The sequence below is a fragment of the Streptomyces sp. NPDC047869 genome, from assembly GCF_040704065.1.
Lineage (GTDB): Bacteria > Actinomycetota > Actinomycetes > Streptomycetales > Streptomycetaceae > Streptomyces.
This window is the reverse complement of sequence record NZ_JBEYRK010000008.1, coordinates 229,233-254,741: the sequence shown is the minus strand read 5'-3', so window position 1 is coordinate 254,741 and position 25,509 is coordinate 229,233. Positions and strand designations below refer to the sequence as shown.

The window sequence follows — 25,509 nt, the reverse complement described above, 5'->3', positions numbered from 1 at the left end:
ACGTTGGGGGACACACAAAGGGTCGTAGCTCAATTGGTAGAGCACTGGTCTCCAAAACCAGCGGTTGGGGGTTCAAGTCCCTCCGGCCCTGCTACACACACCGCCAGGATGTGTGCGCATGTACGTACAGCAATGCACCGCCGTGCGGCTCAGAAACCGGGCGCGGCACGGCCACGACCCGGGATCAGGTGAGGACGAATGACGGACGCCGTGGGCTCCATCGACACGCCTGATGCTCAGGACCAGGTGCCCGAGTCCAAGAAGAAGAACCGCAAGGGCGGCAAGCGCGCCAAGAAGGGCCCGCTGAAGCGCCTCGCCATCTTCTACCGCCAGATCATCGCGGAACTCCGCAAGGTCGTCTGGCCGACTCGCAACCAGCTGACGTCGTACACCACCGTGGTGATCTTCTTCGTCGCCATCATGATCGCTTTGGTGACCGTGATTGACTATGGGCTCAACCACGCGGCCAAGTACGTCTTCGGCTGAGCCGAAAGCGAAGGGCGCCGTGGTACCGGCGCCCGTTTTCGCATGTTCCACCCCTATGTATCCAGGAAGAAGCAGCCATCGTGTCTGACCCGAACCTGAACGACGCCATCGAGCCGGACGAGACGGTGGACGACGAGCTCGACATCGTCGAGGGCGCGGACGAGCGGGACGAGTTCGAGGCTGCCGAGGCCGAACTGGGGGAGCCGGCCGAGGAGGCCGCCCTGCACGTCGAGGACGAGGAGGGCGCGGACGTCACGGACGACGAGCCCGCCGCCCCGGTCGCGGAGGCCGAGGAGGAGCCGGCCGAGCCCGTCGACCCCGTCCAGGCCCTGCGCGAGGAGCTTCGCACCCTGCCCGGCGAGTGGTACGTCATCCACACCTACGCCGGCTACGAGAACCGCGTGAAGACCAACCTGGAGCAGCGCGCCGTCTCGCTGAACGTCGAGGACTACATCTTCCAGGCCGAGGTGCCGCAGGAAGAGGTCGTCCAGATCAAGAACGGCGACCGCAAGACGATCAAGCAGAACAAGCTGCCGGGTTACGTCCTGGTCCGCATGGACCTGACGAACGAGTCCTGGGGCGTTGTCCGCAACACCCCGGGTGTCACCGGCTTCGTGGGCAACGCCTACGACCCCTACCCGCTGACCCTGGACGAGATCGTCAAGATGCTCGCCCCGGAGGCCGAGGAGAAGGCCGCCCGCGAGGCCGCCGAGGCCGAGGGCAAGCCCGCCCCGCAGCGCAAGGTCGAGGTCCAGGTGCTGGACTTCGAGGTCGGCGACTCGGTCACCGTCACCGACGGCCCGTTCGCCACGCTCCAGGCGACCATCAACGAGATCAACCCCGACTCGAAGAAGGTCAAGGGCCTGGTGGAGATCTTCGGCCGCGAGACGCCGGTCGAGCTCTCCTTCGACCAGATCCAGAAGAACTAGTTCCTTCTGGACGAACCGCTTCCGTGCAGGTCAGGCAGGCGCTCGGCGTCCGCCTGACCTGCACGGTTTTTGGCCGCGCATCTATACCCGTTATCGTTGTGCGGTATGCCTGCGTCCGGGTGGTCCCCGGATGCGGGCAGGGACCCGAATTGAAAGGACCCGGAGAGCTATGCCTCCCAAGAAGAAGAAGGTCACGGGGCTCATCAAGCTCCAGATCAACGCCGGTGCGGCGAACCCGGCCCCGCCGGTCGGTCCGGCGCTGGGTCAGCACGGCGTCAACATCATGGAGTTCTGCAAGGCCTACAACGCCGCGACTGAGTCGCAGCGTGGCTGGGTGATCCCGGTGGAGATCACGGTCTACGAGGACCGCTCCTTCACCTTCGTCACCAAGACGCCGCCGGCCGCGAAGATGATCCTCAAGGCCGCGGGCGTGGAGAAGGGCTCCGGCGAGCCGCACAAGACCAAGGTCGCCAAGATCACCGAGGCGCAGGTCCGCGAGATCGCCACGACCAAGATGCCCGACCTCAACGCCAACGACCTGGACGCCGCGTCGAAGATCATCGCCGGCACCGCCCGTTCCATGGGCATCACGGTCGAGGGCTGATTCCCCACCCCGTAGTCATGCGGCCGTGAAAAGCCGCACGTGGCAGGGCCTGCTCGGCCCGTACCACGACTCCTCACAGAACCCCCAGGAGCAGTTGTGAGCAAGCGCAGCAAGGCTCTCCGCGCTGCGGACGCCAAGATCGACCGGGAGAAGCAGTACGCCCCGCTCGAGGCCGTCCGTCTCGCCAAGGAGACCTCCACGACCAAGTTCGACGGCACCGTCGAGGTCGCCTTCCGTCTGGGTGTCGACCCGCGCAAGGCCGACCAGATGGTCCGTGGCACCGTGAACCTCCCGCACGGCACCGGTAAGACCGCCCGGGTCCTGGTCTTCGCGACCGGCGACCGTGCCGAGGCCGCGCGTGCCGCGGGCGCCGACATCGTCGGCGCCGACGAGCTGATCGACGAGGTGGCGAAGGGCCGTCTGGACTTCGACGCCGTCGTCGCCACCCCGGACCTCATGGGCAAGGTCGGCCGCCTCGGCCGCGTCCTCGGCCCGCGTGGTCTGATGCCGAACCCGAAGACCGGCACCGTCACCCCCGACACGGCCAAGGCCGTGACGGAGATCAAGGGCGGCAAGATCGAGTTCCGCGTCGACAAGCACTCGAACCTGCACTTCATCATCGGCAAGACGTCCTTCGAGGACGCCCAGCTGGTGGAGAACTACGGCGCGGCCCTGGAGGAGATCCTCCGTCTGAAGCCGTCCGCCGCCAAGGGTCGCTACATCAAGAAGGCCGCCATCAGCACCACGATGGGCCCCGGCATTCCGGTCGACTCGAACCGCACCCGCAACCTCCTCGTCGAGGAGGACCCGGCCGCCGTCTGAGCCCAGCGCTCACCCGGCAGCCGCGTCACGGACGCGTAAGCAAAGGGCGGACCCCGCAACCTCCGAGGTGCGGGGTCCGTCCTTTCCTTGTGCGGACTGTCGCACGACCGTCAGTGGCCTGGGCTACGGTGCAGGCACCGGACTCGCATGGGGGTAGGACGAATGAAGAGCACGACCGCACGCCGGGTGACCCTTGCCGTCGCCGTGGTCACCGCGCTGACCGGGGTGGCCGCCTGCGGCACCGAGGGCTCCGGGGACGGCGACAAGGCGGTCGGCAGAAGCCTCACCCACGCCAACCCCCTCGCCGCCCTGCGGTCCGCCGAGAAGTCCACCGACAAGGCGGAGTCGGCCAGGGTGCGTTCCACCACCAGCATCGGCGACACCATGTCGATGACCGCGAACGGCGCCCTGACGTGGGGCGACGGCATGAAGGGCAACCTCACCATCACCTACACCGGCGGCAAGCTGGCGGAGGCGATGCGCAAGGCCGGCACGTCCTCGATGGAGGCGCGCTACCTGTCGGACGCCTACTACGCCAGGATGAGCGAGCGGTTCGCCCAGCAGTCCGGCGGCAAGCACTGGATCAGGTACGCCTACGACGACCTCGCCAAGCTCGGCGGCGGCTCCGGGGCGTATATGAAGGACCAGATGCAGAACACCACGCCGAACCAGTCGGTGAAGCTGCTGCTGGCCTCCGGTGACGTGAAGAAGGTCGGTGAGGAGCAGGTCTCCGGCGCCACCGCCACGCACTACTCCGGCACGGTCGACGTCGCAGACCTCGCCGGCAAGAACAGCGACCTCGACGCCGGCCAGCTCGCCGACCTGAAGAAGCAGCTCAGCCAGGCGGGCGTCAGCACGGAAACCGTCGACATCTGGGTCAACGGACAGGACCTGCTGGTCAAGAAGGTCGAGAAGGCGCAGATGACCGCCGGCACGATGACCAGCACGGCCTACTTCAGTGACTACGGCGTTCGGGTCACCGCCGAGGCGCCCCCGGCCGCCGACACCAAGGACTTCAAGGACCTGATGAAGGCCGGCGGCACCGCGACGGGCAGCGGCGTCAGCGCCTCCTGACCGGCCGCGGCACCAGGACCGGGGCGGGCCCGCGGAGCCCGATTTGCTCGACGGTGCCCCGGTCCCGTACTCTCCTACCGAAGCCAAAGACCGCTGGTCGTTGCCGCACGTTCGAATGAGGGTGCGGTGGCCGAAGGATCCGCTGCAAAGTGGACGACCCGCGCAGGTGTCAGTGGAAGCACTCCCGGATGACACGCGCCAAGCGTGTGCCGACGGTCGAGTCCGCCCCGAGCGCCTGCGCCGGGGCGTTTCGTTTCTCCAGTCCTCCTTCGGGTCCGCGCGGTCAGAATCACCCGGAAGGAGGCCGAGGCTCTATGGCGAGGCCCGACAAGGCTGCCGCGGTTGCCGAGCTGACGGACAAGTTCCGCAGCTCCAACGCCGCCGTGCTGACCGAGTACCGCGGTCTCACCGTGGCGCAGCTCAAGACGCTGCGCCGGTCGCTCGGTGAGAACGCCCAGTACGCCGTGGTGAAGAACACGCTGACCAAGATTGCGGCCAACGAGGCCGGGATCACGCTGGACGACCAGCTCTTCGCTGGTCCGACGGCCGTCGCCTTCGTCACCGGTGACCCGGTGGAGTCGGCGAAGGGTCTCCGTGACTTCGCCAAGGACAACCCGAATCTCGTCATCAAGGGCGGTGTCCTTGATGGCAAGGCGATGTCCGCCGACGAGATCAAGAAGCTTGCGGACCTCGAGTCCCGCGAGGTTCTGCTCGCCAAGCTGGCGGGCGCCTTCAAGGGCAAGCAGACGCAGACTGCGCAGCTCTTCCAGGCGCTTCCCTCGAAGCTCGTCCGCACCGTGGACGCGCTTCGTGCCAAGCAGGACGAGCAGGGCGGTGCCGAGTAATTCGGCTCGCTTTCTGATCCGGGCCGCCTGACGCGGCCAGGGTCACAGCGGGCCAACGTACGCCCGCCACTCATGTACATCCGGCACCTGCCGAATTAGTGGAAGGATCGCCCATCATGGCGAAGCTGTCTCAGGAAGACCTGCTCGCGCAGTTCGAGGAGATGACCCTCATCGAGCTCTCCGAGTTCGTGAAGGCGTTCGAGGAGAAGTTCGACGTCACCGCCGCCGCGGCCGTCGCCGTCGCGGGCCCGGCCCAGGGTGGCCCGGCTGCCCCGGCCGAGGAGGAGAAGGACGAGTTCGACGTCATCCTCACCGGTGCCGGCGACAAGAAGATCCAGGTCATCAAGGTCGTGCGTGAGCTGACCTCCCTGGGCCTGAAGGAGGCCAAGGACCTCGTGGACGGCGCCCCGAAGCCCGTTCTCGAGAAGGTCGCCAAGGACGCCGCCGAGAAGGCCGCCGAGTCCCTCAAGGCCGCCGGCGCCTCCGTCGAGGTCAAGTAACACCTCCCGGGTTCCCGTAACCCGACTGCGCGCCGACTGCGGCCTCGAGAGGCTGTAACGCGAGCGCACCGAAGAGCGATCATCCATCCGGGTGGTCGCTCTTCGGCGTATGCGGAGGGTGACCCGGGTCGCCTTGAACTCGCCCCGGCGAGGGGTATGGTGATCTTCGTTCTGTCTCCGGACGGCCGCGTTTGGGCTGGGGGGCCTTGACGAACCGCACGCAGCGCGCAATTCTCAGGACGCGTCGTCACAAGGATCCGATTCCGAGGCATGGATCGACGGCGAAGAGGGCAGTATCAACGTGCGTTGAGCGATCAACGTGCGTTGAGGGCAGACATGCCGAGGGCGTTGTTGACGAAGGCGTTGAGCACGACGAGGGTCTCGAGAAACCCGAGCTGGACATCAGTGTGCCAAGTGGCTACACTGACCCTTTGCGCTGCCTGTTAGCTTCCCCTGCCCGTCACCAGGGGTCTGCCCTCACTCGAGCACCGATGACCGAAGCTCCCCTGACCTGGGGTTTCCGTCTCTGTGTCTGGGAGAGGGGCCGGTACGCGCGTAGTGAGTCCGAGCCCTCGGAAGGACCCCCTCTTGGCCGCCTCGCGCAACGCCTCGACCGCGAATACGAACAACGGCGCCAGCACCGCCCCGCTGCGCATCTCCTTTGCAAAGATCAAGGAGCCTCTCGAGGTTCCGAACCTGCTCGCGCTGCAGACCGAGAGCTTCGACTGGCTGCTCGGCAACACCGCTTGGCAGAGTCGGGTCGAGGAGGCTCTTGAGAACGGTCAGGACGTCCCCACCAAGTCCGGTCTGGAGGAGATCTTCGAGGAGATCTCCCCGATCGAGGACTTCTCCGGGTCGATGTCCCTGACGTTCCGGGACCACCGCTTCGAGCCGCCGAAGAACTCCATCGACGAGTGCAAGGAGCGCGATTTCACGTACGCGGCCCCGCTCTTCGTCACCGCTGAGTTCACCAACAACGAGACCGGTGAGATCAAGTCCCAGACGGTCTTCATGGGCGACTTCCCGCTCATGACGAACAAGGGCACTTTCGTCATCAACGGCACCGAGCGTGTCGTGGTGTCGCAGCTGGTCCGTTCCCCCGGTGTCTACTTCGACTCCTCCATCGACAAGACGTCCGACAAGGACATCTTCTCCGCCAAGATCATCCCGTCCCGGGGTGCCTGGCTGGAGATGGAGATCGACAAGCGCGACATGGTCGGTGTCCGCATCGACCGCAAGCGCAAGCAGTCGGTCACCGTACTGCTGAAGGCGCTCGGCTGGACGACCGAGCAGATCCTCGAGGAGTTCGGCGAGTACGAGTCGATGCGCGCCACCCTGGAGAAGGACCACACCCAGGGCCAGGACGACGCGCTGCTGGACATCTACCGCAAGCTGCGTCCGGGCGAGCCCCCCACGCGTGAGGCCGCGCAGACGCTGCTCGAGAACCTCTACTTCAACCCCAAGCGCTACGACCTCGCCAAGGTCGGCCGCTACAAGGTCAACAAGAAGCTGGGTGCGGACGCCCCGCTGGACGCGGGTGTCCTGACCGTCGAGGACGTCATCTCGACGATCAAGTACCTGGTGAAGCTGCACGCCGGCGAGACCGAGACCTCCGGTGACAACGGTGGCACGATCGTCGTCGAGACGGACGACATCGACCACTTCGGAAACCGTCGTCTGCGCAGCGTCGGCGAGCTGATCCAGAACCAGGTCCGTACGGGTCTCGCCCGTATGGAGCGCGTCGTGCGTGAGCGCATGACGACCCAGGACGTCGAGGCGATCACGCCGCAGACCCTGATCAACATCCGGCCGGTCGTCGCCTCCATCAAGGAGTTCTTCGGCACCAGCCAGCTGTCGCAGTTCATGGACCAGAACAACCCGCTGTCGGGTCTCACCCACAAGCGCCGTCTGTCGGCTCTTGGCCCGGGTGGTCTCTCCCGTGAGCGGGCCGGCTTCGAGGTCCGTGACGTGCACCCGTCGCACTACGGCCGCATGTGCCCGATCGAGACGCCCGAAGGCCCGAACATCGGTCTGATCGGCTCGCTCGCCTCCTACGGCCGGGTCAACGCGTTCGGTTTCGTCGAGACGCCGTACCGCAAGGTCGTCGACGGTCAGGTCACCGACGAGGTGGACTACCTGACGGCCGACGAAGAGGACCGGTTCGTCATCGCGCAGGCCAACGCCACGCTCTCGGACGACATGCGGTTCGCCGAGAACCGTGTCCTGGTCCGCCGCCGTGGCGGTGAGGTCGACTACGTCGCCGGTGACGACGTGGACTACATGGACGTCTCGCCGCGCCAGATGGTGTCGGTCGCGACCGCCATGATCCCGTTCCTCGAGCACGACGACGCCAACCGTGCCCTCATGGGCGCGAACATGATGCGCCAGGCCGTGCCGCTGATCAAGTCCGAGTCCCCGCTCGTCGGCACCGGCATGGAGTACCGCTCCGCGGTCGACGCCGGCGACGTGGTCAAGGCCGAGAAGGACGGTGTGGTCCAGGAGGTCTCCGCGGACTACATCACCACCGCCAACGACGACGGCACGTACATCACGTACCGCCTGGCCAAGTTCTCCCGGTCCAACCAGGGCACCTCGGTCAACCAGAAGGTCATCGTCAACGAGGGCGACCGGATCATCACGGGCCAGGTGCTCGCGGACGGCCCGGCCACCCAGAACGGCGAGATGGCCCTCGGCAAGAACCTGCTCGTGGCGTTCATGCCGTGGGAGGGTCACAACTACGAGGACGCGATCATCCTGTCGCAGCGCCTCGTGCAGGACGACGTCCTCTCCTCGATCCACATCGAGGAGCACGAGGTCGACGCCCGTGACACCAAGCTCGGCCCCGAGGAGATCACCCGGGACATCCCGAACGTCTCCGAGGAGGTCCTCGCCGACCTCGACGAGCGCGGCATCATCCGTATCGGTGCCGAGGTCATCGCCGGTGACATCCTCGTCGGCAAGGTCACGCCCAAGGGTGAGACCGAGCTGACCCCCGAGGAGCGCCTGCTGCGCGCGATCTTCGGTGAGAAGGCCCGTGAGGTCCGTGACACCTCGCTGAAGGTGCCGCACGGCGAGACCGGCAAGGTCATCGGCGTGCGCGTCTTCGACCGCGAGGAGGGCGACGAGCTTCCCCCCGGTGTGAACCAGCTGGTGCGCGTCTACGTCGCGCAGAAGCGCAAGATCACCGACGGTGACAAGCTCGCCGGCCGGCACGGCAACAAGGGTGTCATCTCCAAGATCAACCCGATCGAGGACATGCCGTTCCTGGAGGACGGCACCCCGGTCGACATCATCCTCAACCCGCTCGGTGTGCCGTCCCGAATGAACCCGGGACAGGTCCTGGAGATCCACCTCGGCTGGCTCGCCAGCCGTGGCTGGGACGTCTCCGGCCTCGCGGAGGAGTGGGCCCAGCGCCTCCAGGCGATCGGCGCCGACTCGGTCGCTCCGGGCACCAACGTCGCCACCCCGGTGTTCGACGGTGCGCGCGAGGACGAGCTGGCGGGTCTGCTGCAGCACACCATCCCGAACCGGGACGGCGAGCGCATGGTGCTCCCGACCGGCAAGGCGCGGCTGTTCGACGGCCGCAGCGGTGAGCCGTTCCCGGACCCGATCTCGGTCGGCTATATGTACATCCTGAAGCTGCACCACCTGGTCGACGACAAGCTGCACGCCCGTTCGACCGGTCCGTACTCGATGATCACCCAGCAGCCGCTGGGTGGTAAGGCCCAGTTCGGTGGCCAGCGGTTCGGTGAGATGGAGGTGTGGGCCCTCGAGGCCTACGGCGCCGCGTACGCCCTCCAGGAGCTGCTGACCATCAAGTCCGACGACGTCACCGGCCGCGTGAAGGTCTACGAGGCCATCGTCAAGGGCGAGAACATTCCCGAGCCCGGCATCCCCGAGTCCTTCAAGGTGCTCATCAAGGAGATGCAGTCGCTCTGCCTGAACGTGGAGGTGCTGTCCAGCGACGGTATGTCCATCGAGATGCGCGACACCGACGAGGATGTCTTCCGCGCTGCGGAGGAGCTCGGTATCGACCTGTCCCGGCGCGAGCCGAGCAGCGTCGAAGAGGTCTGACGGGAGTCCGGTAGGGGCCTCGCCACCGTGTGAGGCCCCCGCCGACCCCCAGGCCCCCGTTTCAGACCACAGACTTACGACCCTGAGAGGGATTGACGCATAGTGCTCGACGTCAACTTCTTCGACGAGCTCCGGATCGGCCTGGCCACCGCTGACGACATCCGTCAGTGGAGCCACGGCGAGGTCAAGAAGCCCGAGACCATCAACTACCGCACCCTCAAGCCCGAGAAGGACGGACTCTTCTGCGAGAAGATCTTCGGTCCGACCCGGGACTGGGAGTGCTACTGCGGCAAGTACAAGCGCGTCCGCTTCAAGGGCATCATCTGCGAGCGCTGTGGCGTCGAGGTCACGCGCGCCAAGGTGCGCCGTGAGCGGATGGGCCACATCGAACTGGCCGCGCCCGTCACCCACATCTGGTACTTCAAGGGTGTCCCCTCGCGCCTCGGCTACCTGCTGGACCTGGCGCCGAAGGACCTCGAGAAGGTCATCTACTTCGCGGCGTACATGATCACGTACGTCGACGAGGAGCGCCGTACCCGCGACCTGCCCTCCCTGGAGGCGCACGTCTCGGTCGAGCGCCAGCAGATCGAGAACCGCCGCGACGCCGACCTCGAGGCCCGCGCCAAGAAGCTCGAGACCGACCTGGCCGAGCTCGAGGCCGAGGGTGCCAAGGCCGACGTGCGCCGCAAGGTGCGCGAGGGTGCCGAGCGCGAGATGAAGCAGCTGCGCGACCGCGCGCAGCGCGAGATCGACCGCCTGGACGAGGTGTGGACCCGGTTCAAGAACCTCAAGGTCCAGGACCTCGAGGGCGACGAGCTGCTCTACCGCGAGCTGCGTGACCGCTTCGGCACGTACTTCGACGGTTCGATGGGTGCCGCGGCACTGCAGAAGCGCCTGGAGTCCTTCGACCTCGACGAGGAGGCCGAGCGCCTCCGCGAGATCATCCGCACCGGCAAGGGCCAGAAGAAGACCCGTGCGCTCAAGCGCCTGAAGGTCGTCTCCGCGTTCCTGCAGACCTCGAACAGCCCCAAGGGCATGGTCCTGGACTGTGTCCCGGTCATCCCGCCGGACCTGCGTCCGATGGTGCAGCTGGACGGTGGCCGCTTCGCGACCTCCGACCTGAACGACCTGTACCGCCGTGTGATCAACCGGAACAACCGTCTGAAGAGGCTCCTGGACCTCGGTGCCCCGGAGATCATCGTCAACAACGAGAAGCGCATGCTTCAGGAGGCTGTTGACGCCCTCTTCGACAACGGCCGTCGTGGCCGTCCGGTCACCGGTCCCGGCAACCGCCCGCTGAAGTCCCTCAGCGACATGCTGAAGGGCAAGCAGGGTCGTTTCCGTCAGAACCTGCTCGGCAAGCGAGTCGACTACTCGGCGCGTTCCGTCATCGTCGTCGGCCCGCAGCTCAAGCTGCACCAGTGCGGTCTGCCCAAGGCCATGGCGCTGGAGCTCTTCAAGCCGTTCGTGATGAAGCGCCTGGTCGACCTGAACCACGCGCAGAACATCAAGAGCGCCAAGCGCATGGTGGAGCGCGGCCGCACGGTCGTGTACGACGTCCTCGAAGAGGTCATCGCCGAGCACCCGGTTCTGCTGAACCGTGCTCCCACCCTGCACCGCCTCGGCATCCAGGCCTTCGAGCCGCAGCTGGTCGAGGGCAAGGCCATCCAGATCCACCCGCTCGTCTGCACCGCGTTCAACGCGGACTTCGACGGTGACCAGATGGCCGTGCACCTGCCGCTGTCCGCGGAGGCGCAGGCCGAGGCCCGCATCCTGATGCTGTCCTCGAACAACATCCTCAAGCCGGCCGACGGCCGTCCGGTGACGATGCCGACCCAGGACATGGTCCTCGGTCTGTTCTTCCTCACCACCGACGGCGAGCTGCGTGACACCAAGGGCGAGGGCCGCGCGTTCGGCTCCACGGCCGAGGCGATCATGGCCTTCGACGCCGGTGAGCTCGCGCTGCAGTCGCCGATCGACATCCGCTTCCCGGTGGGCACCATCCCGCCGCGCGGCTGGACCCCGCCGGCGCGCGAGGAGGGCGAGCCCGAGTGGCAGCAGGGTGACTCGTTCCGCCTGCGCACCACCCTGGGCCGCGCGCTCTTCAACGAGCTGCTGCCCGAGGACTACCCGTTCGTCGACTACTCGGTGGGCAAGAAGCAGCTCTCCGAGATCGTCAACGACCTGGCCGAGCGCTACCCCAAGGTCATCGTGGCGGCGACGCTCGACAACCTGAAGGCGGCCGGCTTCTTCTGGGCGACCCGTTCCGGTGTCACCGTGGCCATCTCCGACGTCGTCGTTCCCGAGGCGAAGAAGGAGATCGTCCGCGGCTACGAGGCGCAGGACGAGAAGGTCCAGAAGCAGTACGAGCGCGGTCTGATCACCAAGGAAGAGCGCACTCAGGAGCTCATCGCGATCTGGACCAAGGCGACCAACGAGGTCGCCGAGGCGATGAACGAGAACTTCCCCAAGACGAACCCCATCTTCATGATGGTTGACTCGGGTGCCCGAGGAAACATGATGCAGATGCGGCAGATCGCCGGTATGCGTGGTCTGGTGTCGAACGCGAAGAACGAGACCATCCCGCGTCCGATCAAGGCGTCCTTCCGTGAGGGCCTGTCCGTGCTGGAGTACTTCATCTCCACGCACGGTGCCCGTAAGGGTCTGGCGGACACCGCCCTGCGTACCGCCGACTCGGGTTACCTGACCCGTCGTCTGGTGGACGTCTCCCAGGACGTCATCATCCGCGAGGAGGACTGCGGCACCGAGCGCGGTCTGAAGCTGCGGATCGCCAACCGCGGTGCCGACGGTGTGCTGCGCAAGGCGGACGACGTCGAGACCAGCGTCTACGCCCGCATGCTCGCCGAGGACGTCGTCATCGACGGCAAGGTGATCGCGCCGGCCAACGTGGACCTGGGCGACGTGCTCATCGACCAGCTCGTGCACCACGGCATCGAGGAGGTCAAGACCCGCTCGATCCTGACCTGCGAGTCGCACGTCGGCACCTGCGCCATGTGCTACGGCCGTTCGCTGGCCACCGGCAAGCTGGTCGACATCGGTGAGGCGGTCGGCATCATCGCCGCCCAGTCCATCGGTGAGCCCGGTACCCAGCTGACGATGCGTACCTTCCACACCGGTGGTGTGGCCGGTGACGACATCACCCAGGGTCTGCCCCGTGTCGTCGAGCTCTTCGAGGCCCGTACCCCGAAGGGTGTCGCCCCGATCTCCGAGGCCAACGGCCGCGTGCGGATCGAGGAGACCGAGAAGACCAAGAAGATCGTCGTCACCCCGGACGACGGCAGCGACGAGACGGCGTTCCCGATCTCGAAGCGTGCCAAGGTCCTGGTCAAGGACGGCGACCACGTCGAGGTGGGCCAGCAGCTCACCGTGGGTGCCACCAACCCGCACGACGTGCTGCGCATCCTGGGTCAGCGTGCCGTCCAGGTCCACCTGGTCGGCGAGGTCCAGAAGGTCTACAACTCGCAGGGTGTGTCGATCCACGACAAGCACATCGAGATCATCATCCGGCAGATGCTGCGCCGTGTGACGATCATCGAGTCGGGCGACGCCGAGCTCCTGCCCGGCGAGCTGGTCGAGCGCTCGAAGTTCGAGACCGAGAACCGTCGTGTGGTCCAGGAGGGCGGTCACCCGGCCTCCGGTCGTCCGCAGCTGATGGGTATCACCAAGGCCTCGCTGGCGACGGAATCCTGGCTGTCGGCCGCCTCCTTCCAGGAGACGACCCGAGTCCTGACGGACGCGGCGATCAACGCCAAGTCCGACAGCCTCATCGGCCTCAAGGAGAACGTCATCATCGGTAAGCTCATCCCGGCCGGTACGGGTCTGTCCCGCTACCGCAACATCCGGGTGGAGCCCACCGAGGAGGCCAAGGCCGCGATGTACTCGGCCGTCGGCTACGACGACATCGACTACTCGCCGTTCGGCACCGGCTCCGGCCAGGCCGTTCCGCTGGAGGACTACGACTACGGTCCGTACAACCAGTGAGTGGTTGACATGAACTGAAGGGCGGTCACCCCGACTCGGGGTGACCGCCCTTCGGCGTTTCCGCGGACGCCTGCCGTCTAGGGGATGCCCAGCTCGAAGATCACGTAGTGCGCGTACCAGCCCGACGCCACCGCCGTCGTGGTGAAGAAGACGGCGAGGCCGGGCCACTTCAGGCGGCTCAGGGCGGCCGCCGGCGCCAGGAGCAGCGGGAAGGAGGGCAGCAGATAGCGGGAGGTGTTGCCGAACATCTGCTGGGTGCCCAGGACGGTGACGATGCCGGCCAGGGTGTAGGCGACCAGCACCAGCGGCGGCTTCCGGCGCAGCATCAGCGCGATCAGGAAGGGCAGCGCGATGACGAGCTGGACGCCGAGCAGATCGGGCGTGGAGAAGGCGAAGAGGTAGTCGTTGTGCCCGACGGCGACGTTGCCGAGGACGTCCGCCGTGTACGAACCCCAGTCGAAGTAGTGCGCCCAGCCCTCGCGCTGGAGCGTGAAGTAGGCGGTGACGTCGCCCATGCTCCACCCGACCCACGCGACGTAGGTGAGCAGGCCGAGCGGCGCCGCGATCATCGCGAAGACCGGCTGGGCGACCCCGTGCTCCCGCCGGCCGTCCCGCCGCAGGACGGTGACCAGGGCGGCCAGCCCCACCGCGCCGATGAGGGCCGCCGAGGTGGGCCGGTTCAGGCCCGCCAGGAAGGCCAGCAGGCCCGCGGCGACCCAGCGGCCCCGCATGACGCTGTAGCAGGTCCAGGCCGCGATGGCGACGAACAGGGACTCCGAGTACACGGCCCACTCGACGCCCGCCCCGGGCACGACGGCCCACAGCCCGGCGGCGATGGTGCCCGCCCGCACCCCGGCGAGCGCCGAGACCACCGCGTAGATGCCGGCCGCCGCCACCAGGGAGGCCAGGACCGACACGAGGATCGCGGAGCCGTACAGGCCGAGCCCGGTCGTCTCGGAGACGGTGCGGATCAGCCCGGGGTAGAGCGGGAAGAACGCGACCGAGTTCTGCTTGACGGTGAAGAGCCCGCCCCCGGGCAGCGGCTCCAGCGGTTTCGGGTCGTAGCCGTGCCCGGCGACCTGCAGATACCACCAGCCGTCCCAGGTGGACAGCACGTCCCACCAGTGGGCGCCGCCGCCGAACCGCGGGTCCTTCCTGCGGTAGTCGCCCGCATGCTCCAGGAGCCAGGCGAATATGGTGAGGCCCACGAGCTTCGTGACGCAGTACAGGACGAGTGGAGCCACGTACGGCCGCGCACCCGGCGGCAGCGTGAGCCGGCGGCTCGGGCGCGGAGTGCCGGACTGTTCCCTGGGCAGGACGGTGTCCGCCTCGATGTCGCCGGAAGCCGTGCTCATCCCTGCGGTCTCCCCCCTCGGCCGACCGCCGGGGCCGGAGGGGTTCCGCTGCCCGGGGGTCGTGAAGTGTCAGTCACAACAGCACACAAGGATCACTTGTGTGTGGCCAAAGCGTCGCATGTGCGGGGCGAAGGGGGGAGAAGCGGGTGACCGGTGGAGCGGACCCGGCGATCGAGCTGTCCGTCGTCGTACCCATGTTCAACGAGGCCGAGGCGCTGCCCGCCCTCGTCAGCCGGCTGCGCCCGGTCCTGGAGGGCCTCGGCGTGCCGTACGAGCTGGTCGCCGTCGACGACGGCAGCACCGACGGCACCGGCGAGCTGCTCGCGGCCTTCCGGCTCGGCTGGCCGGAACTGCGGGTGATCGGCCTGCGCCGCAACTCGGGCCATCAGGCCGCCCTGACCGCCGGCCTCGACCGGGCCGTCGGCGCCTACGTGGCCAGCCTCGACGCGGATCTGCAGGACCCGCCCGAGAAGATCCCCGAGATGCTGGCCCTGGCCCGCGCCGAGGGGCTGGACATCGTCTACGGCATCCGCGCCGACCGGGCCAGCGACACCGGCTTCAAGCGGTGGACAGCGGGGCTGTACTACCGGCTGGTGCGCCGTCTCGCCGGCCCCTCCGTGCCCGCGCAGGCGGGCGACTTCCGGCTGCTCAGCCGCGTCGCCGTGGAGGCGCTGAAGGCGCTGCCCGACCAGCAGCGGGTCTACCGGCTGCTGGTGCCCTGGCTGGGCTTCCCCAGCGGCCGGGTGACCTACGAGCGCGCCCCGCGCACGGCCGGCCGCAGCAAGTACCCGCTGGGCCGGATGATCCGGCTCGCCGTCGACAGCGTCACGGGTTTCTCGGCGGCCCCGCTGCGGCTGGCCACCTGGCTCGGCGGCTTCGCCTTCCTCGTCTGCCTCGGGCTGATGGTGTACACGCTCTCCGCCCACGTCCTGGACCACACCGTGCCGGGCTGGACCTCGCTGTTCACCGGGGTGCTCTTCATCGGCGCGGTGCAGCTGATCTGCGTGGGGCTGCTCGGGGAGTACGTGGCGCGCATATACACGGCCATACAGAACCGGCCGACGTACTTCGTGGGCCACGACACGGCGGAGCAGGCGGGGGAGACGACGGCGCGCCGCTGACGCCCGGTCGCCCGGAGCCGTCCGGGCCCCGGTCCCGTTGCCTTTGTTTTGACCGGAGTGGGTGCGGTAGGTACGCTCAGACCTTGTGCCTGGGGTGTGCCCTGGCTTTCGTGCGTGCCTTCAACCGCACGCGGAGCCGACACCGGCCACCGTAATCCGTGCCTTTCCCGTCTCGCGGCGGAAGCGCGGCGGATTCGACACACCCGACCGCGTGGGTCGGCGACGTTCCAGGTTAGCTGTACCTATCGGCACACAGAAACCGGAGAAGTAGTGCCTACGATCCAGCAGCTGGTCCGCAAGGGCCGGCAGGACAAGGTCGAGAAGAACAAGACGCCCGCACTCGAGGGTTCCCCTCAGCGTCGTGGCGTCTGCACGCGTGTGTTCACGACCACCCCGAAGAAGCCGAACTCGGCCCTGCGTAAGGTCGCGCGTGTGCGTCTGACCAGCGGGATCGAGGTCACCGCTTACATTCCGGGTGAGGGACACAACCTGCAGGAGCACTCCATCGTGCTCGTGCGCGGCGGCCGTGTGAAGGACCTGCCCGGTGTTCGCTACAAGATCATCCGCGGCTCGCTCGACACCCAGGGTGTCAAGAACCGCAAGCAGGCCCGCAGCCGCTACGGCGCCAAGAAGGAGAAGTAAGAATGCCTCGTAAGGGCCCCGCCCCGAAGCGCCCGGTCATCATCGACCCGGTCTACGGTTCTCCTCTGGTGACCTCCCTCATCAACAAGGTGCTGCTGAACGGCAAGCGCTCCACCGCCGAGCGCATCGTGTACGGCGCCATGGAGGGCCTGCGCGAGAAGACCAGCAACGACCCGGTCATCACGCTGAAGCGCGCGCTGGAGAACATCAAGCCGACCCTCGAGGTCAAGTCCCGCCGTGTCGGTGGCGCCACCTACCAGGTGCCGATCGAGGTCAAGCCCGGTCGCGCCAACACGCTGGCGCTCCGCTGGCTGGTCGGCTACTCCCGCGCCCGTCGCGAGAAGACCATGACCGAGCGCCTGCTCAACGAGCTTCTCGACGCCTCCAACGGCCTGGGTGCCGCTGTGAAGAAGCGCGAGGACACGCACAAGATGGCCGAGTCCAACAAGGCCTTCGCGCACTACCGCTGGTAGTCGCTACCCACATCGAGACCGAGAGAAGACTGAAGCCTTATGGCTACCACTTCACTTGACCTGGCCAAGGTCCGCAACATCGGGATCATGGCCCACATCGACGCGGGCAAGACGACCACCACCGAGCGGATCCTGTTCTACACCGGTGTGTCTTACAAGATCGGTGAGGTCCACGACGGCGCTGCCACCATGGACTGGATGGAGCAGGAGCAGGAGCGTGGCATCACGATCACCTCTGCTGCCACCACCTGTCACTGGCCGCTCGAAGACGTCGATCACACCATCAACATCATCGACACCCCGGGTCACGTCGACTTCACCGTCGAGGTGGAGCGCTCCCTGCGCGTGCTCGACGGTGCCGTGACGGTGTTCGACGGCGTCGCCGGTGTCGAGCCCCAGTCCGAGACGGTGTGGCGTCAGGCGGACCGCTACGGCGTCCCGCGTATCTGCTTCGTCAACAAGCTCGACCGGACCGGTGCCGAGTTCCACCGCTGCGTCGACATGATCACTGACCGCCTGGGCGCTCAGCCGATCGTGATGCAGCTGCCGATCGGTGCCGAGGCCGACTTCAAGGGCGTCATCGACCTCGTGACGATGAAGGCCCTGGTCTGGTCCGCCGAGGCCACCAAGGGCGAGATGTACGACACCGTCGACATCCCGGACACGCACGCCGAGGCTGCCGAGGAGTACCGCGGCAAGCTGCTCGAGGCCGTGGCCGAGAACGACGAAGAGATCATGGAGCTGTACCTGGAGGGCCAGGAGCCCACCGTGGAGCAGCTGTACGCCGCGATCCGTCGTATCACCATCGCCTCCGGCAAGGGCACCGGCACCACCGTGACCCCGGTGTTCTGTGGCACCGCGTTCAAGAACAAGGGCGTCCAGCCCCTGCTCGACGCGGTCGTGCGCTACCTGCCGTCGCCGGTCGACATCGAGGCCATCGAGGGCCACGACGTCAAGGACCCCGAGGTCGTCGTCAAGCGCCGGCCGTCCGACGACGAGCCGCTGTCCGCGCTGGCGTTCAAGATCATGAGCGACCCGCACCTCGGCAAGCTCACCTTCGTCCGGGTCTACTCGGGCCGCCTGGAGTCCGGCACCTCGGTGCTGAACTCCGTCAAGGGCAAGAAGGAGCGCATCGGCAAGATCTACCGCATGCACGCCAACAAGCGTGAGGAGATCGAGTCGGTGGGTGCCGGCGACATCGTCGCCGTCATGGGCCTGAAGCAGACCACCACCGGTGAGACGCTGTCCGACGACAAGAACCCGGTCATCCTGGAGTCCATGGACTTCCCGGCGCCGGTCATCCAGGTCGCCATCGAGCCCAAGTCGAAGGGCGACCAGGAGAAGCTGGGCGTCGCGATCCAGCGCCTGGCCGAGGAGGACCCGTCCTTCCAGGTCCACTCGGACGAGGAGACCGGCCAGACCATCATCGGTGGTATGGGCGAGCTGCACCTCGAGGTGCTGGTCGACCGTATGCGCCGTGAGTTCAAGGTCGAGGCCAACGTCGGCAAGCCGCAGGTGGCCTACCGCGAGACGATCCGCAAGGCCGTCGAGCGCGTCGACTACACCCACAAGAAGCAGACCGGTGGTACCGGTCAGTTCGCCAAGGTGCAGATCGCGATCGAGCCGATCGAGGGCGGCGACGCCTCGTACGAGTTCGTGAACAAGGTGACCGGTGGCCGCATCCCGAAGGAGTACATCCCTTCGGTCGACGCCGGTGCGCAGGAGGCCATGCAGTTCGGCATCCTGGCCGGCTACGAGATGACGGGCGTCCGCGTCACGCTCATCGACGGTGGCTACCACGAGGTCGACTCCTCCGAGCTCGCCTTCAAGATCGCCGGCTCGCAGGCCTTCAAGGAGGCCGCGCGCAAGGCCAGCCCCGTGCTGCTCGAGCCGATGATGGCCGTCGAGGTCACCACGCCCGAGGACTACATGGGTGAGGTCATCGGCGACATCAACTCCCGCCGTGGCCAGATCCAGGCCATGGAGGAGCGGGCCGGTGCCCGCGTCGTGAAGGGCCTCGTGCCCCTTTCGGAGATGTTCGGCTACGTCGGCGACCTCCGCAGCAAGACGTCGGGTCGCGCGAGCTACTCGATGCAGTTCGACTCCTACGCCGAGGTTCCCCGGAACGTCGCCGAGGAGATCATCGCGAAGGCCAAGGGCGAGTAACGCTCCGCGTTCTCACGCCTTAGGCTTGACTCCGGAGCCTCAAGGGGCATTCACCTCATTGCAGGATGAATGCCCCGGGTTCCGGGACTTAACAGCAAAGATCACCTGGCGCCGATGAAGTAAGGCGTACCAGAACCACTCCCAGGAGGACCCCAGTGGCGAAGGCGAAGTTCGAGCGGACTAAGCCGCACGTCAACATCGGCACCATCGGTCACATCGACCACGGTAAGACGACCCTCACGGCCGCCATTACCAAGGTGCTGCACGACGCGTACCCGGACCTGAACGAGGCCACCGCGTTCGACAACATCGACAAGGCGCCCGAGGAGCGTCAGCGCGGTATCACCATCTCCATCGCGCACGTCGAGTACCAGACCGAGGCGCGTCACTACGCCCACGTCGACTGCCCGGGTCACGCGGACTACATCAAGAACATGATCACCGGTGCCGCGCAGATGGACGGCGCGATCCTGGTGGTCGCCGCCACCGACGGCCCGATGCCGCAGACCAAGGAGCACGTGCTCCTGGCCCGCCAGGTCGGCGTTCCGTACATCGTCGTCGCCCTGAACAAGGCCGACATGGTGGACGACGAGGAGATCCTGGAGCTCGTCGAGCTCGAGGTCCGTGAGCTCCTCTCCGAGTACGAGTTCCCGGGCGACGACCTGCCGGTCGTCAAGGTCTCCGCGCTGAAGGCGCTGGAGGGCGACCCCGCGTGGACCCAGAGCGTCCTCGACCTGATGACGGCCGTCGACGAGAACATCCCGCAGCCCGAGCGTGACGTCGACAAGCCGTTCCTGATGCCGATCGAGGACGTCTTCACGATCACCGGTCGCGGTACGGTCGTCACCGGCCGTATCGAGCGTGGTGTCCTCAAGGTCAACGAGACCGTCGACATCGTGGGCATCAAGCCGGAGAAGACCACCACCACGGTCACCGGCATCGAGATGTTCCGCAAGCTGCTCGACGAGGGCCAGGCCGGTGAGAACGTCGGTCTGCTGCTCCGCGGCATCAAGCGCGAGGACGTCGAGCGCGGCCAGGTCATCATCAAGCCGGGCTCGGTCACCCCGCACACCGAGTTCGAGGCGCAGGCCTACATCCTGTCCAAGGACGAGGGTGGCCGCCACACGCCGTTCTTCAACAACTACCGTCCGCAGTTCTACTTCCGTACGACGGACGTGACCGGCGTCGTGACCCTCCCCGAGGGCACCGAGATGGTCATGCCGGGTGACAACACCGAGATGAAGGTGGAGCTCATCCAGCCCGTCGCCATGGAAGAGGGCCTGAAGTTCGCCATCCGTGAGGGTGGCCGGACCGTGGGCGCCGGCCAGGTCACCAAGATCAACAAGTGATCTTGAACTGACCCGGCCCGGTCTCTGACCTGGTAGCTGTCGGAGAGGCCCGTACGACTTCGGTCGTACGGGCCTCTTCGCTGTCTCCCGCCGTATGATCATGCGACCGGACCGCCCGGGGGCCGGCTGTCGCAGAGGTGGTTGCCGTGCTCGACAAGGTGCGGGCGGTGGTCCCATGGCTGGCCGTGGCCGCCGTAGTGATCGCCATGGGCTACCAGCAGGGACTGTTCACACTGGTGGGGCGGCTCGCCCCGGGTCCGGCGAAGGCCGTGGCCCTGCCCGGGGGCGGCGTCTCCGACGGCGACCGGTGCGGGACCAAGGGCTACCACCGCTTCCAGCCGCCCGCGGACGCGGTCGCGCCACTGCCCCGGGACGAGCCGCCGGCCGGCCCCCGGCTCGTTCTCGGCGCCTACGGGTTCCAACAGGGGCCCCGCACCCCCGCCCGCTTCACCATCGGCCTCCTCCTCACCCCCGGCGGCAAGCAGCCCCTCGAGCTCTCCCGGACCCTCGGCGCGGACGGCGTGGCGGTGGAGATCGAGGGCCCGGACGGGCTGGTCGGCGGCGCGCACGGCCTGCCGGTCACCTGGCGCGAGCCCGCCTCGACGGGCCCCGGACACAAGATGCGCGTCGGCGCCCGCAGCGACGGAAGCGCCGAGGTCGTGCTTCCGGTGCGGGCCCTGTGCCCGGGACAGGACGGGGCCGAGGTCATGAAGAAGCTGCAGGCGCCGATCGACTCGCACAACACCATCACCGGACAGCCGCCCTACACCCTGACGGTCTCCTTCTCCGATCCCGGCGTCGGGAAGCTGCGCGCGTCACTGGGCTCACCGGACCGCGGCGACGTGCTCGCCGCCGGCAACCTCATCCCCCCGGACCCGGAGACCGGCCGCCCCTGAGCCCCGGCCACGGCACGCCCGGCCGGTGCCGGTAACGGACGTCGCCCAGGACCCCGGCCCGAGCCCCACACAGACCGGGACCCCGCCGTCCGGCGGCACCTCGGCCGCCGGAGCCACCTACCGGGCCGGCGACCGGGTCACCTACGCGGGCCGCGGCTACGTCTGTCTGCAGACCCACACGGCCCAGCCCGGCTGGGAGCCTCCGGCGGTCCCTGCGCTGTGGCGGGCCGACTGAGAGGCGGCGCCACCTCGGACGACGTCAACGCTGCGCGTGCGAAACCCCCCGTGACGAAGATCGGCGTCCACCGGTTGAAGGAACGGCGATGGACGTCGATACGGCGAGGGGCGAGCGGTGGACGGTCCGGCAGGAGGGTACGGCGGGTACGGCCACGGGCACGGCCCTGGCGCGGGGAGACTGGCGTCCACCCCCGCCGAGAAACGGGCGGCGGCCAAGGCGCTGAACGACCACATCGAGCCGGACACCCGCCGGGCCGGTGAGTGGGCGGACGAAGAGACCGGCGCGGCGGTGAAGGCCTTCGGCGCGCGCGACGGGCACGGCTGGCTCACCTCGGCGGCGCTGCGCAAGGCCCACGCGGCCTGGGGCGACCAGGTGCGGAACCTGATGGACCGGCTGGGTGCCGAGAAAGACGCGCTGCGCAGTACGAACGTGGTCCTCACCAGCTCGGACATGGCAGCCGGTTCCGCGCTGCGGCGCACGTCCGCGCTCGACCTGTACTGACGGGGGAACGGCCGGGCATGCCGACGTACCACGAGATCATGAGCACCGACCTCGCCACGCTCACCGGCGCAGCCGAGCGCTGGGAGGGCATGGCGGCGGAGTTCGCCAAGCAGGAACGGGCGTACCACCGGGACGTCCACCGCATCACGACCGGCCCCGCCTGGAGCGGGATGAGCGCGGAGGCGGCCCACGGCCGCTTCGGCGTCACGCTCAAGGAGCTGCAGTACGCCCAGACGGAGGCGAAGGCCATCGCCTCTCTGCTGCGGGACGCCCACGCCCAGTTCACGGAGCTGAAGGGCAGGCTCACGGCGGCGCGCGAGGAGGCCCGGGCGGCCGGGATGCGGATCTCGGACCGGGGCCGGGTCAGCGCCGACCCCGCGCACACGAAGGAACCGGACGAGTCGACCGTGCGGTCCTGGCAGGACCGTGTCGACGCGGCGGTACGGGCCGTGACGGACGCGGACACGGGGGTGGAGACCGCTCTTGCGGCCGTAGTCGTCGACTCGGACCCGTTGGTCGGCGGCCGGGGATTCAACGGCCGGGCGCTGGGGGACATCGAGAAGTACGAGGCACTGGCCGCGGAGGCGACACTCAGCAGGCTCAGCCGGGGAGAGCACCTGTCGCAACGCGAACTCACCGAACTGCAGCGGACGTTCCGCGACAACTCCGACGACGAGGCGTTCTCCCGGACTCTGCTGGACGACCTGGGCGCGGCGGGCACGATCACCCTGACGAACGAACTCAACGACCTGATCCACGTGCGCGGCGGACCGGGGTCGGGCACGTACTCGACGATCGAGTCGGGGCTCGCGGACACACTGGCGACGGCGACGAGGGACACGGAGTCGCCCTGGTACAAGCACTGGCGAGCCTCGATGCGGCACGCCGGCATCGAGCACTACGCCACGGACGCGCAGGGCGAGCGGATGGACAAGGCGGTGGGATACCAGTCCCTGGTCACCCTGATGCACCAGGGCCACGGCTACGCGCCGAAGATGCTCGAGAACCTGACCGACGACATGATCGCGGCGGAGCGCCGGGACCCGGGCATCTGGCAGCTGAAGCACGAGTACAACGGCAAGCACGGCGGCTGGTTCGCCAACGACCCGGTGGACGGCGCGCTGGACATCATGAGCCACGCCCCCCACACGGCCGCGGACTACCTCGGCTCGGACGCCCGCATGAAGTACCTGGTCAAGGACCGGGACTGGAACGTCGTCCTGCACGAGCACGGGGGAGACAAGAACGGCACCTACGCGGCCGGCCTCGACGCGGACGACCGAGCGGGCTTCGGCAGGGCCCTCCAAGCGGCGACCACGGGAATCGACCCGTCCGACAGACACGCCCACTACGTGCCCCACACCAAGCAGAACGACGCGATCCTCCGGTCGGCGATCAGCCACCTGTCCCACAGCGGCGACAAATTCCCGCCGTCCCTGCGGCAGCCCATGGCATCGATCCTGGTCAACCACGGCGAGACCGTGCACGCCTCGATGAGCGAAATCGACATCGCCAAGTCCCCCTTGCCCCAGGACCAGCTCTTCGAGGTGACCAAGCAGGTATCAAAGGACAAGGACGCCTACGGCACGCTCAACGGCGGCTTGAACCAGGCGATGGTCTCGGGCATCCACGACGATCACTCCAAGTCCACCGAACCCCTGCTCCGCGCAGGCCGCACCGTCGGCTTCCTCGAAGAGGCCCGCATCCAGGCCCAGGGCGACCCCAAAACAGCCACCTTCGAAGCGAAGCCGGTCTTCGACAAGGCGATCAGCTACATCCCGGTCGTCAGCAATGACGTGCAGCAGGGGTTCGATTACGTCACGGGGAAGTGGATGGCGGATGAGCAGAAGCGGTTGGACGAGGAGCAGTCGGAAGACAACATCAAGGCCTACACCGCCAGGAACGGTCAGTTGATGGCGCTGGCAGCGGAGTGGAAGAAAACGCATCAAGTGGATAGCGGCTCGTATTTCAACCCCAATCAGGAGGTCAACCGAGCATCGATGGATGGCGCAGCGCAGGCGTCTGGAATGTCGGGAGAGCGTCCATGAGTTCTGCGACTCGAGCGATCGCCATGAGCCTGGCTGCCCTGCCTCTTGTGCTCTCCCTGCTCTCTTGTGGTCGAACGGGAGACTCTGATATTCCGGCAGCTATTTGTGGAACGCGCATCGAACCGGCTCTGGTGCGCCCCATTCTGGGCTCCACCAAGGGATTGCGCGAGTTCAACAGGGTCGAGCGATCAAATCCCGTTTTCGCGCCATGTGTGCTCCTGGCGGGGCATGACCCAGTCGTGGAGTTGCATTTTTCGTGGGATGGTAGCCCTCCGGATCTCACGTACCTGGCGCAGGGAACGGGATCCATTTCGCATGTCAGCCAGCCCCGGAAGATCGATCTCGCGGAAAAAGCGATCAGCGGTACCGACGGTGCCATTGCAGTCGCTCGCTGCAAAACCAAAGGCGGAAACTACTTCACCCTCACTCTCCAGCTCCCCCAGGTGAAACTGACAGACCAATCCCACCGCAACGACATCGAGAAGTTCATGCGCGCCTACTTCCCGGCCACAGTAAAAACGCTTGGTTGCGCGTAGATGCCCAATATCGCGCGAGGGAGGCCTCTCCAGCGCCGCACCTCTCTGGTTTGCGGGCGCACTCCCGCAACTGTGAAGGAGTCGTGCACATGCCGTCCACGTGACGCCGGCTGCAGGGGGCGCACGGTAAGGAGTGGTAGGTATGTTCGAGACCAACTGAGAGACAAACGGCGCGAGTTCGCTGTGGGTGCAGTGATCGGTACTGCGGTGGGGGTTGCCTCAGAGGCTGCCGTTCACGTCGGTGCGGCGGTGGTGATCGCCGTTCCGCGATTTCCGCGGAGTCACTCACTACGGGGTGTACGTGGAGGTGGCTGCGGGCCCGCACGCTATTGACCGGCTTGACGAGCGCGGGTCGCGAGGAGGCCTGTATGGCCGGCGGAAAACGGAGCGACACCCATGACGCCCGGGGCTGGTGACATGCGGCTCTTTCCTGCCGTACCCCTGCTTGCGGCCCTCCTGCTCGGGTCGACGGCGTGCGGCTCCGGCGACACCGAGGGCGCCGGAACTGGCGACAGGACTCGGAAGGCCTGCGAAGACCTGCTCGGCTCGGCCGGTGAGAAGTGGGTCAAGGAGAACAGCCCGCGTGACACCGGGCTGGTCGATGTGCGGGACGTCGAGAGCGCGAAGACCGACTTCTACGGCGACGTCAGGTCGTGGAACCCCAGTAGCAAGGCGCTCCCGTCCTTCACGGAGTCCGAGCTGTGCCGGGTCGTGGTCCGTGGCCAGGAGCGGCACACGAGCCGTCTGTCGATCAGCTTCGGCGCGTCCACCTTCCCTTTCGACTCACCGTTCGGCGAGAAGTCGGACGTGTACGACGAGCGCTGATCCGCGTCAACGCCGACGTCAAG

At 67.2% G+C, this 25,509-nt stretch carries 20 protein-coding genes, 1 tRNA gene and 1 pseudogene; 21 read left to right on the top strand and 1 reads right to left on the bottom strand.

Annotated features, from left to right (window positions below):
* The first annotated feature begins 18 nt into the window (after positions 1-18).
* From AB0924_RS13980 to AB0924_RS13935, 10 genes are all read left to right on the top strand, one after another.
* Positions 19-91, top strand: a tRNA-Trp gene (locus AB0924_RS13980).
* A gap of 107 nt (positions 92-198) precedes the next feature.
* Positions 199-486 carry a preprotein translocase subunit SecE gene (secE, locus tag AB0924_RS13975; RefSeq protein ID WP_358928176.1) on the top strand — a complete coding sequence of 96 codons (288 nt, stop codon included), beginning with the start codon at positions 199-201 and terminating at the stop codon, positions 484-486.
* An 80-nt stretch (positions 487-566) separates the two neighbouring features.
* Positions 567-1,415, top strand: a complete 849-nt coding sequence (gene nusG / locus AB0924_RS13970; protein ID WP_358928174.1) for a transcription termination/antitermination protein NusG — start codon at positions 567-569, stop codon at positions 1,413-1,415.
* A gap of 169 nt (positions 1,416-1,584) precedes the next feature.
* The gene (rplK, locus tag AB0924_RS13965; RefSeq protein ID WP_018543896.1) at positions 1,585-2,019 is read left to right on the top strand and encodes a 50S ribosomal protein L11; all 435 of its coding nucleotides are present in this window, start codon (positions 1,585-1,587) and stop codon (positions 2,017-2,019) included.
* 96 nt (positions 2,020-2,115) lie between these two features.
* Positions 2,116-2,841 (top strand): 50S ribosomal protein L1, encoded by a 726-nt coding sequence (gene rplA / locus AB0924_RS13960; protein ID WP_358928171.1) that lies wholly within the window; start codon positions 2,116-2,118, stop codon positions 2,839-2,841.
* A 162-nt stretch (positions 2,842-3,003) separates the two neighbouring features.
* A complete protein-coding gene (locus tag AB0924_RS13955) occupies positions 3,004-3,915 on the top strand; it encodes a hypothetical protein (protein ID WP_366911473.1) in 912 nt (303 codons plus the stop codon).
* A 314-nt stretch (positions 3,916-4,229) separates the two neighbouring features.
* Positions 4,230-4,760, top strand: a complete 531-nt coding sequence (gene rplJ, locus AB0924_RS13950; RefSeq protein ID WP_030823469.1) for a 50S ribosomal protein L10 — start codon at positions 4,230-4,232, stop codon at positions 4,758-4,760.
* 116 nt (positions 4,761-4,876) lie between these two features.
* Positions 4,877-5,260, top strand: coding sequence for a 50S ribosomal protein L7/L12 (gene rplL / locus AB0924_RS13945; RefSeq protein ID WP_358928166.1), 384 nt, complete (start codon positions 4,877-4,879; stop codon positions 5,258-5,260).
* A 588-nt stretch (positions 5,261-5,848) separates the two neighbouring features.
* Positions 5,849-9,334: a DNA-directed RNA polymerase subunit beta gene (rpoB, locus tag AB0924_RS13940; RefSeq protein ID WP_358928164.1), complete on the top strand. Its 3,486-nt coding sequence runs from the start codon at positions 5,849-5,851 to the stop codon at positions 9,332-9,334.
* A 102-nt stretch (positions 9,335-9,436) separates the two neighbouring features.
* A complete protein-coding gene (locus AB0924_RS13935; RefSeq protein ID WP_358928162.1) occupies positions 9,437-13,336 on the top strand; it encodes a DNA-directed RNA polymerase subunit beta' in 3,900 nt (1,299 codons plus the stop codon).
* A gap of 77 nt (positions 13,337-13,413) precedes the next feature.
* Here the strand turns inward: AB0924_RS13935 and AB0924_RS13930 are convergent, their stop codons facing one another.
* Entirely contained in the window at positions 13,414-14,691 is a 1,278-nt protein-coding gene (locus AB0924_RS13930) for a hypothetical protein (RefSeq protein WP_366911472.1), read from the bottom strand.
* 146 nt (positions 14,692-14,837) lie between these two features.
* Here AB0924_RS13930 and AB0924_RS13925 point away from each other — a divergent pair, with 146 nt between their 5' ends.
* The 11 genes and pseudogenes from AB0924_RS13925 (at position 14,838) to AB0924_RS13875 (ending at position 25,486) form a co-directional block, all read left to right on the top strand.
* Positions 14,838-15,812, top strand: a complete 975-nt coding sequence (locus AB0924_RS13925; protein WP_366911471.1) for a glycosyltransferase family 2 protein — start codon at positions 14,838-14,840, stop codon at positions 15,810-15,812.
* A 270-nt stretch (positions 15,813-16,082) separates the two neighbouring features.
* Positions 16,083-16,454 carry a 30S ribosomal protein S12 gene (gene rpsL, locus AB0924_RS13920; RefSeq protein WP_003948652.1) on the top strand — a complete coding sequence of 124 codons (372 nt, stop codon included), beginning with the start codon at positions 16,083-16,085 and terminating at the stop codon, positions 16,452-16,454.
* A 2-nt stretch (positions 16,455-16,456) separates the two neighbouring features.
* Positions 16,457-16,927 (top strand): 30S ribosomal protein S7, encoded by a 471-nt coding sequence (gene rpsG / locus AB0924_RS13915; protein ID WP_005481264.1) that lies wholly within the window; start codon positions 16,457-16,459, stop codon positions 16,925-16,927.
* Between the two features lie 39 nt (positions 16,928-16,966).
* Positions 16,967-19,093 carry an elongation factor G gene (fusA, locus tag AB0924_RS13910; protein ID WP_358928155.1) on the top strand — a complete coding sequence of 709 codons (2,127 nt, stop codon included), beginning with the start codon at positions 16,967-16,969 and terminating at the stop codon, positions 19,091-19,093.
* A gap of 155 nt (positions 19,094-19,248) precedes the next feature.
* Positions 19,249-20,442, top strand: a complete 1,194-nt coding sequence (gene tuf, locus AB0924_RS13905) for an elongation factor Tu (RefSeq protein ID WP_358928153.1) — start codon at positions 19,249-19,251, stop codon at positions 20,440-20,442.
* Positions 20,443-20,588: 146 nt separating this feature from the next.
* Positions 20,589-21,338, top strand: a complete 750-nt coding sequence (locus AB0924_RS13900; RefSeq protein WP_366911470.1) for a hypothetical protein — start codon at positions 20,589-20,591, stop codon at positions 21,336-21,338.
* A 31-nt stretch (positions 21,339-21,369) separates the two neighbouring features.
* Positions 21,370-21,573: pseudogene (locus tag AB0924_RS13895) on the top strand (carbohydrate-binding protein); the annotation flags it as partial.
* 117 nt (positions 21,574-21,690) lie between these two features.
* Entirely contained in the window at positions 21,691-22,077 is a 387-nt protein-coding gene (locus AB0924_RS13890; RefSeq protein WP_366911469.1) for a hypothetical protein, read from the top strand.
* 17 nt (positions 22,078-22,094) lie between these two features.
* Positions 22,095-24,125: a hypothetical protein gene (locus AB0924_RS13885; protein ID WP_366911468.1), complete on the top strand. Its 2,031-nt coding sequence runs from the start codon at positions 22,095-22,097 to the stop codon at positions 24,123-24,125.
* Complete coding sequence (locus tag AB0924_RS13880) at positions 24,122-24,661, top strand: hypothetical protein (RefSeq protein ID WP_366911467.1); 540 nt, start codon at positions 24,122-24,124, stop codon at positions 24,659-24,661. The genes AB0924_RS13885 and AB0924_RS13880 overlap by 4 nt, the downstream gene beginning before the upstream one ends.
* Before the next feature lie 396 nt (positions 24,662-25,057).
* The gene (locus tag AB0924_RS13875) at positions 25,058-25,486 is read left to right on the top strand and encodes a hypothetical protein (RefSeq protein ID WP_366911466.1); all 429 of its coding nucleotides are present in this window, start codon (positions 25,058-25,060) and stop codon (positions 25,484-25,486) included.
* The last annotated feature ends 23 nt before the right edge of the window (positions 25,487-25,509 follow it).

Coding starts and splice junctions, on each gene's coding strand:
- secE (WP_358928176.1), top strand. CDS start 199: ATGACGGACGCCGTGGGCTCCATCGACACGCCTGATGCTCAGGACCAG.
- rplK (WP_018543896.1), top strand. CDS start 1,585: ATGCCTCCCAAGAAGAAGAAGGTCACGGGGCTCATCAAGCTCCAGATC.
- AB0924_RS13955 (WP_366911473.1), top strand. CDS start 3,004: ATGAAGAGCACGACCGCACGCCGGGTGACCCTTGCCGTCGCCGTGGTC.
- rplJ (WP_030823469.1), top strand. CDS start 4,230: ATGGCGAGGCCCGACAAGGCTGCCGCGGTTGCCGAGCTGACGGACAAG.
- rplL (WP_358928166.1), top strand. CDS start 4,877: ATGGCGAAGCTGTCTCAGGAAGACCTGCTCGCGCAGTTCGAGGAGATG.
- AB0924_RS13930 (WP_366911472.1), bottom strand. CDS start 14,691: ATGAGCACGGCTTCCGGCGACATCGAGGCGGACACCGTCCTGCCCAGG.
- rpsG (WP_005481264.1), top strand. CDS start 16,457: ATGCCTCGTAAGGGCCCCGCCCCGAAGCGCCCGGTCATCATCGACCCG.
- fusA (WP_358928155.1), top strand. CDS start 16,967: ATGGCTACCACTTCACTTGACCTGGCCAAGGTCCGCAACATCGGGATC.
- AB0924_RS13885 (WP_366911468.1), top strand. CDS start 22,095: ATGCCGACGTACCACGAGATCATGAGCACCGACCTCGCCACGCTCACC.
- AB0924_RS13880 (WP_366911467.1), top strand. CDS start 24,122: ATGAGTTCTGCGACTCGAGCGATCGCCATGAGCCTGGCTGCCCTGCCT.
- AB0924_RS13875 (WP_366911466.1), top strand. CDS start 25,058: ATGACGCCCGGGGCTGGTGACATGCGGCTCTTTCCTGCCGTACCCCTG.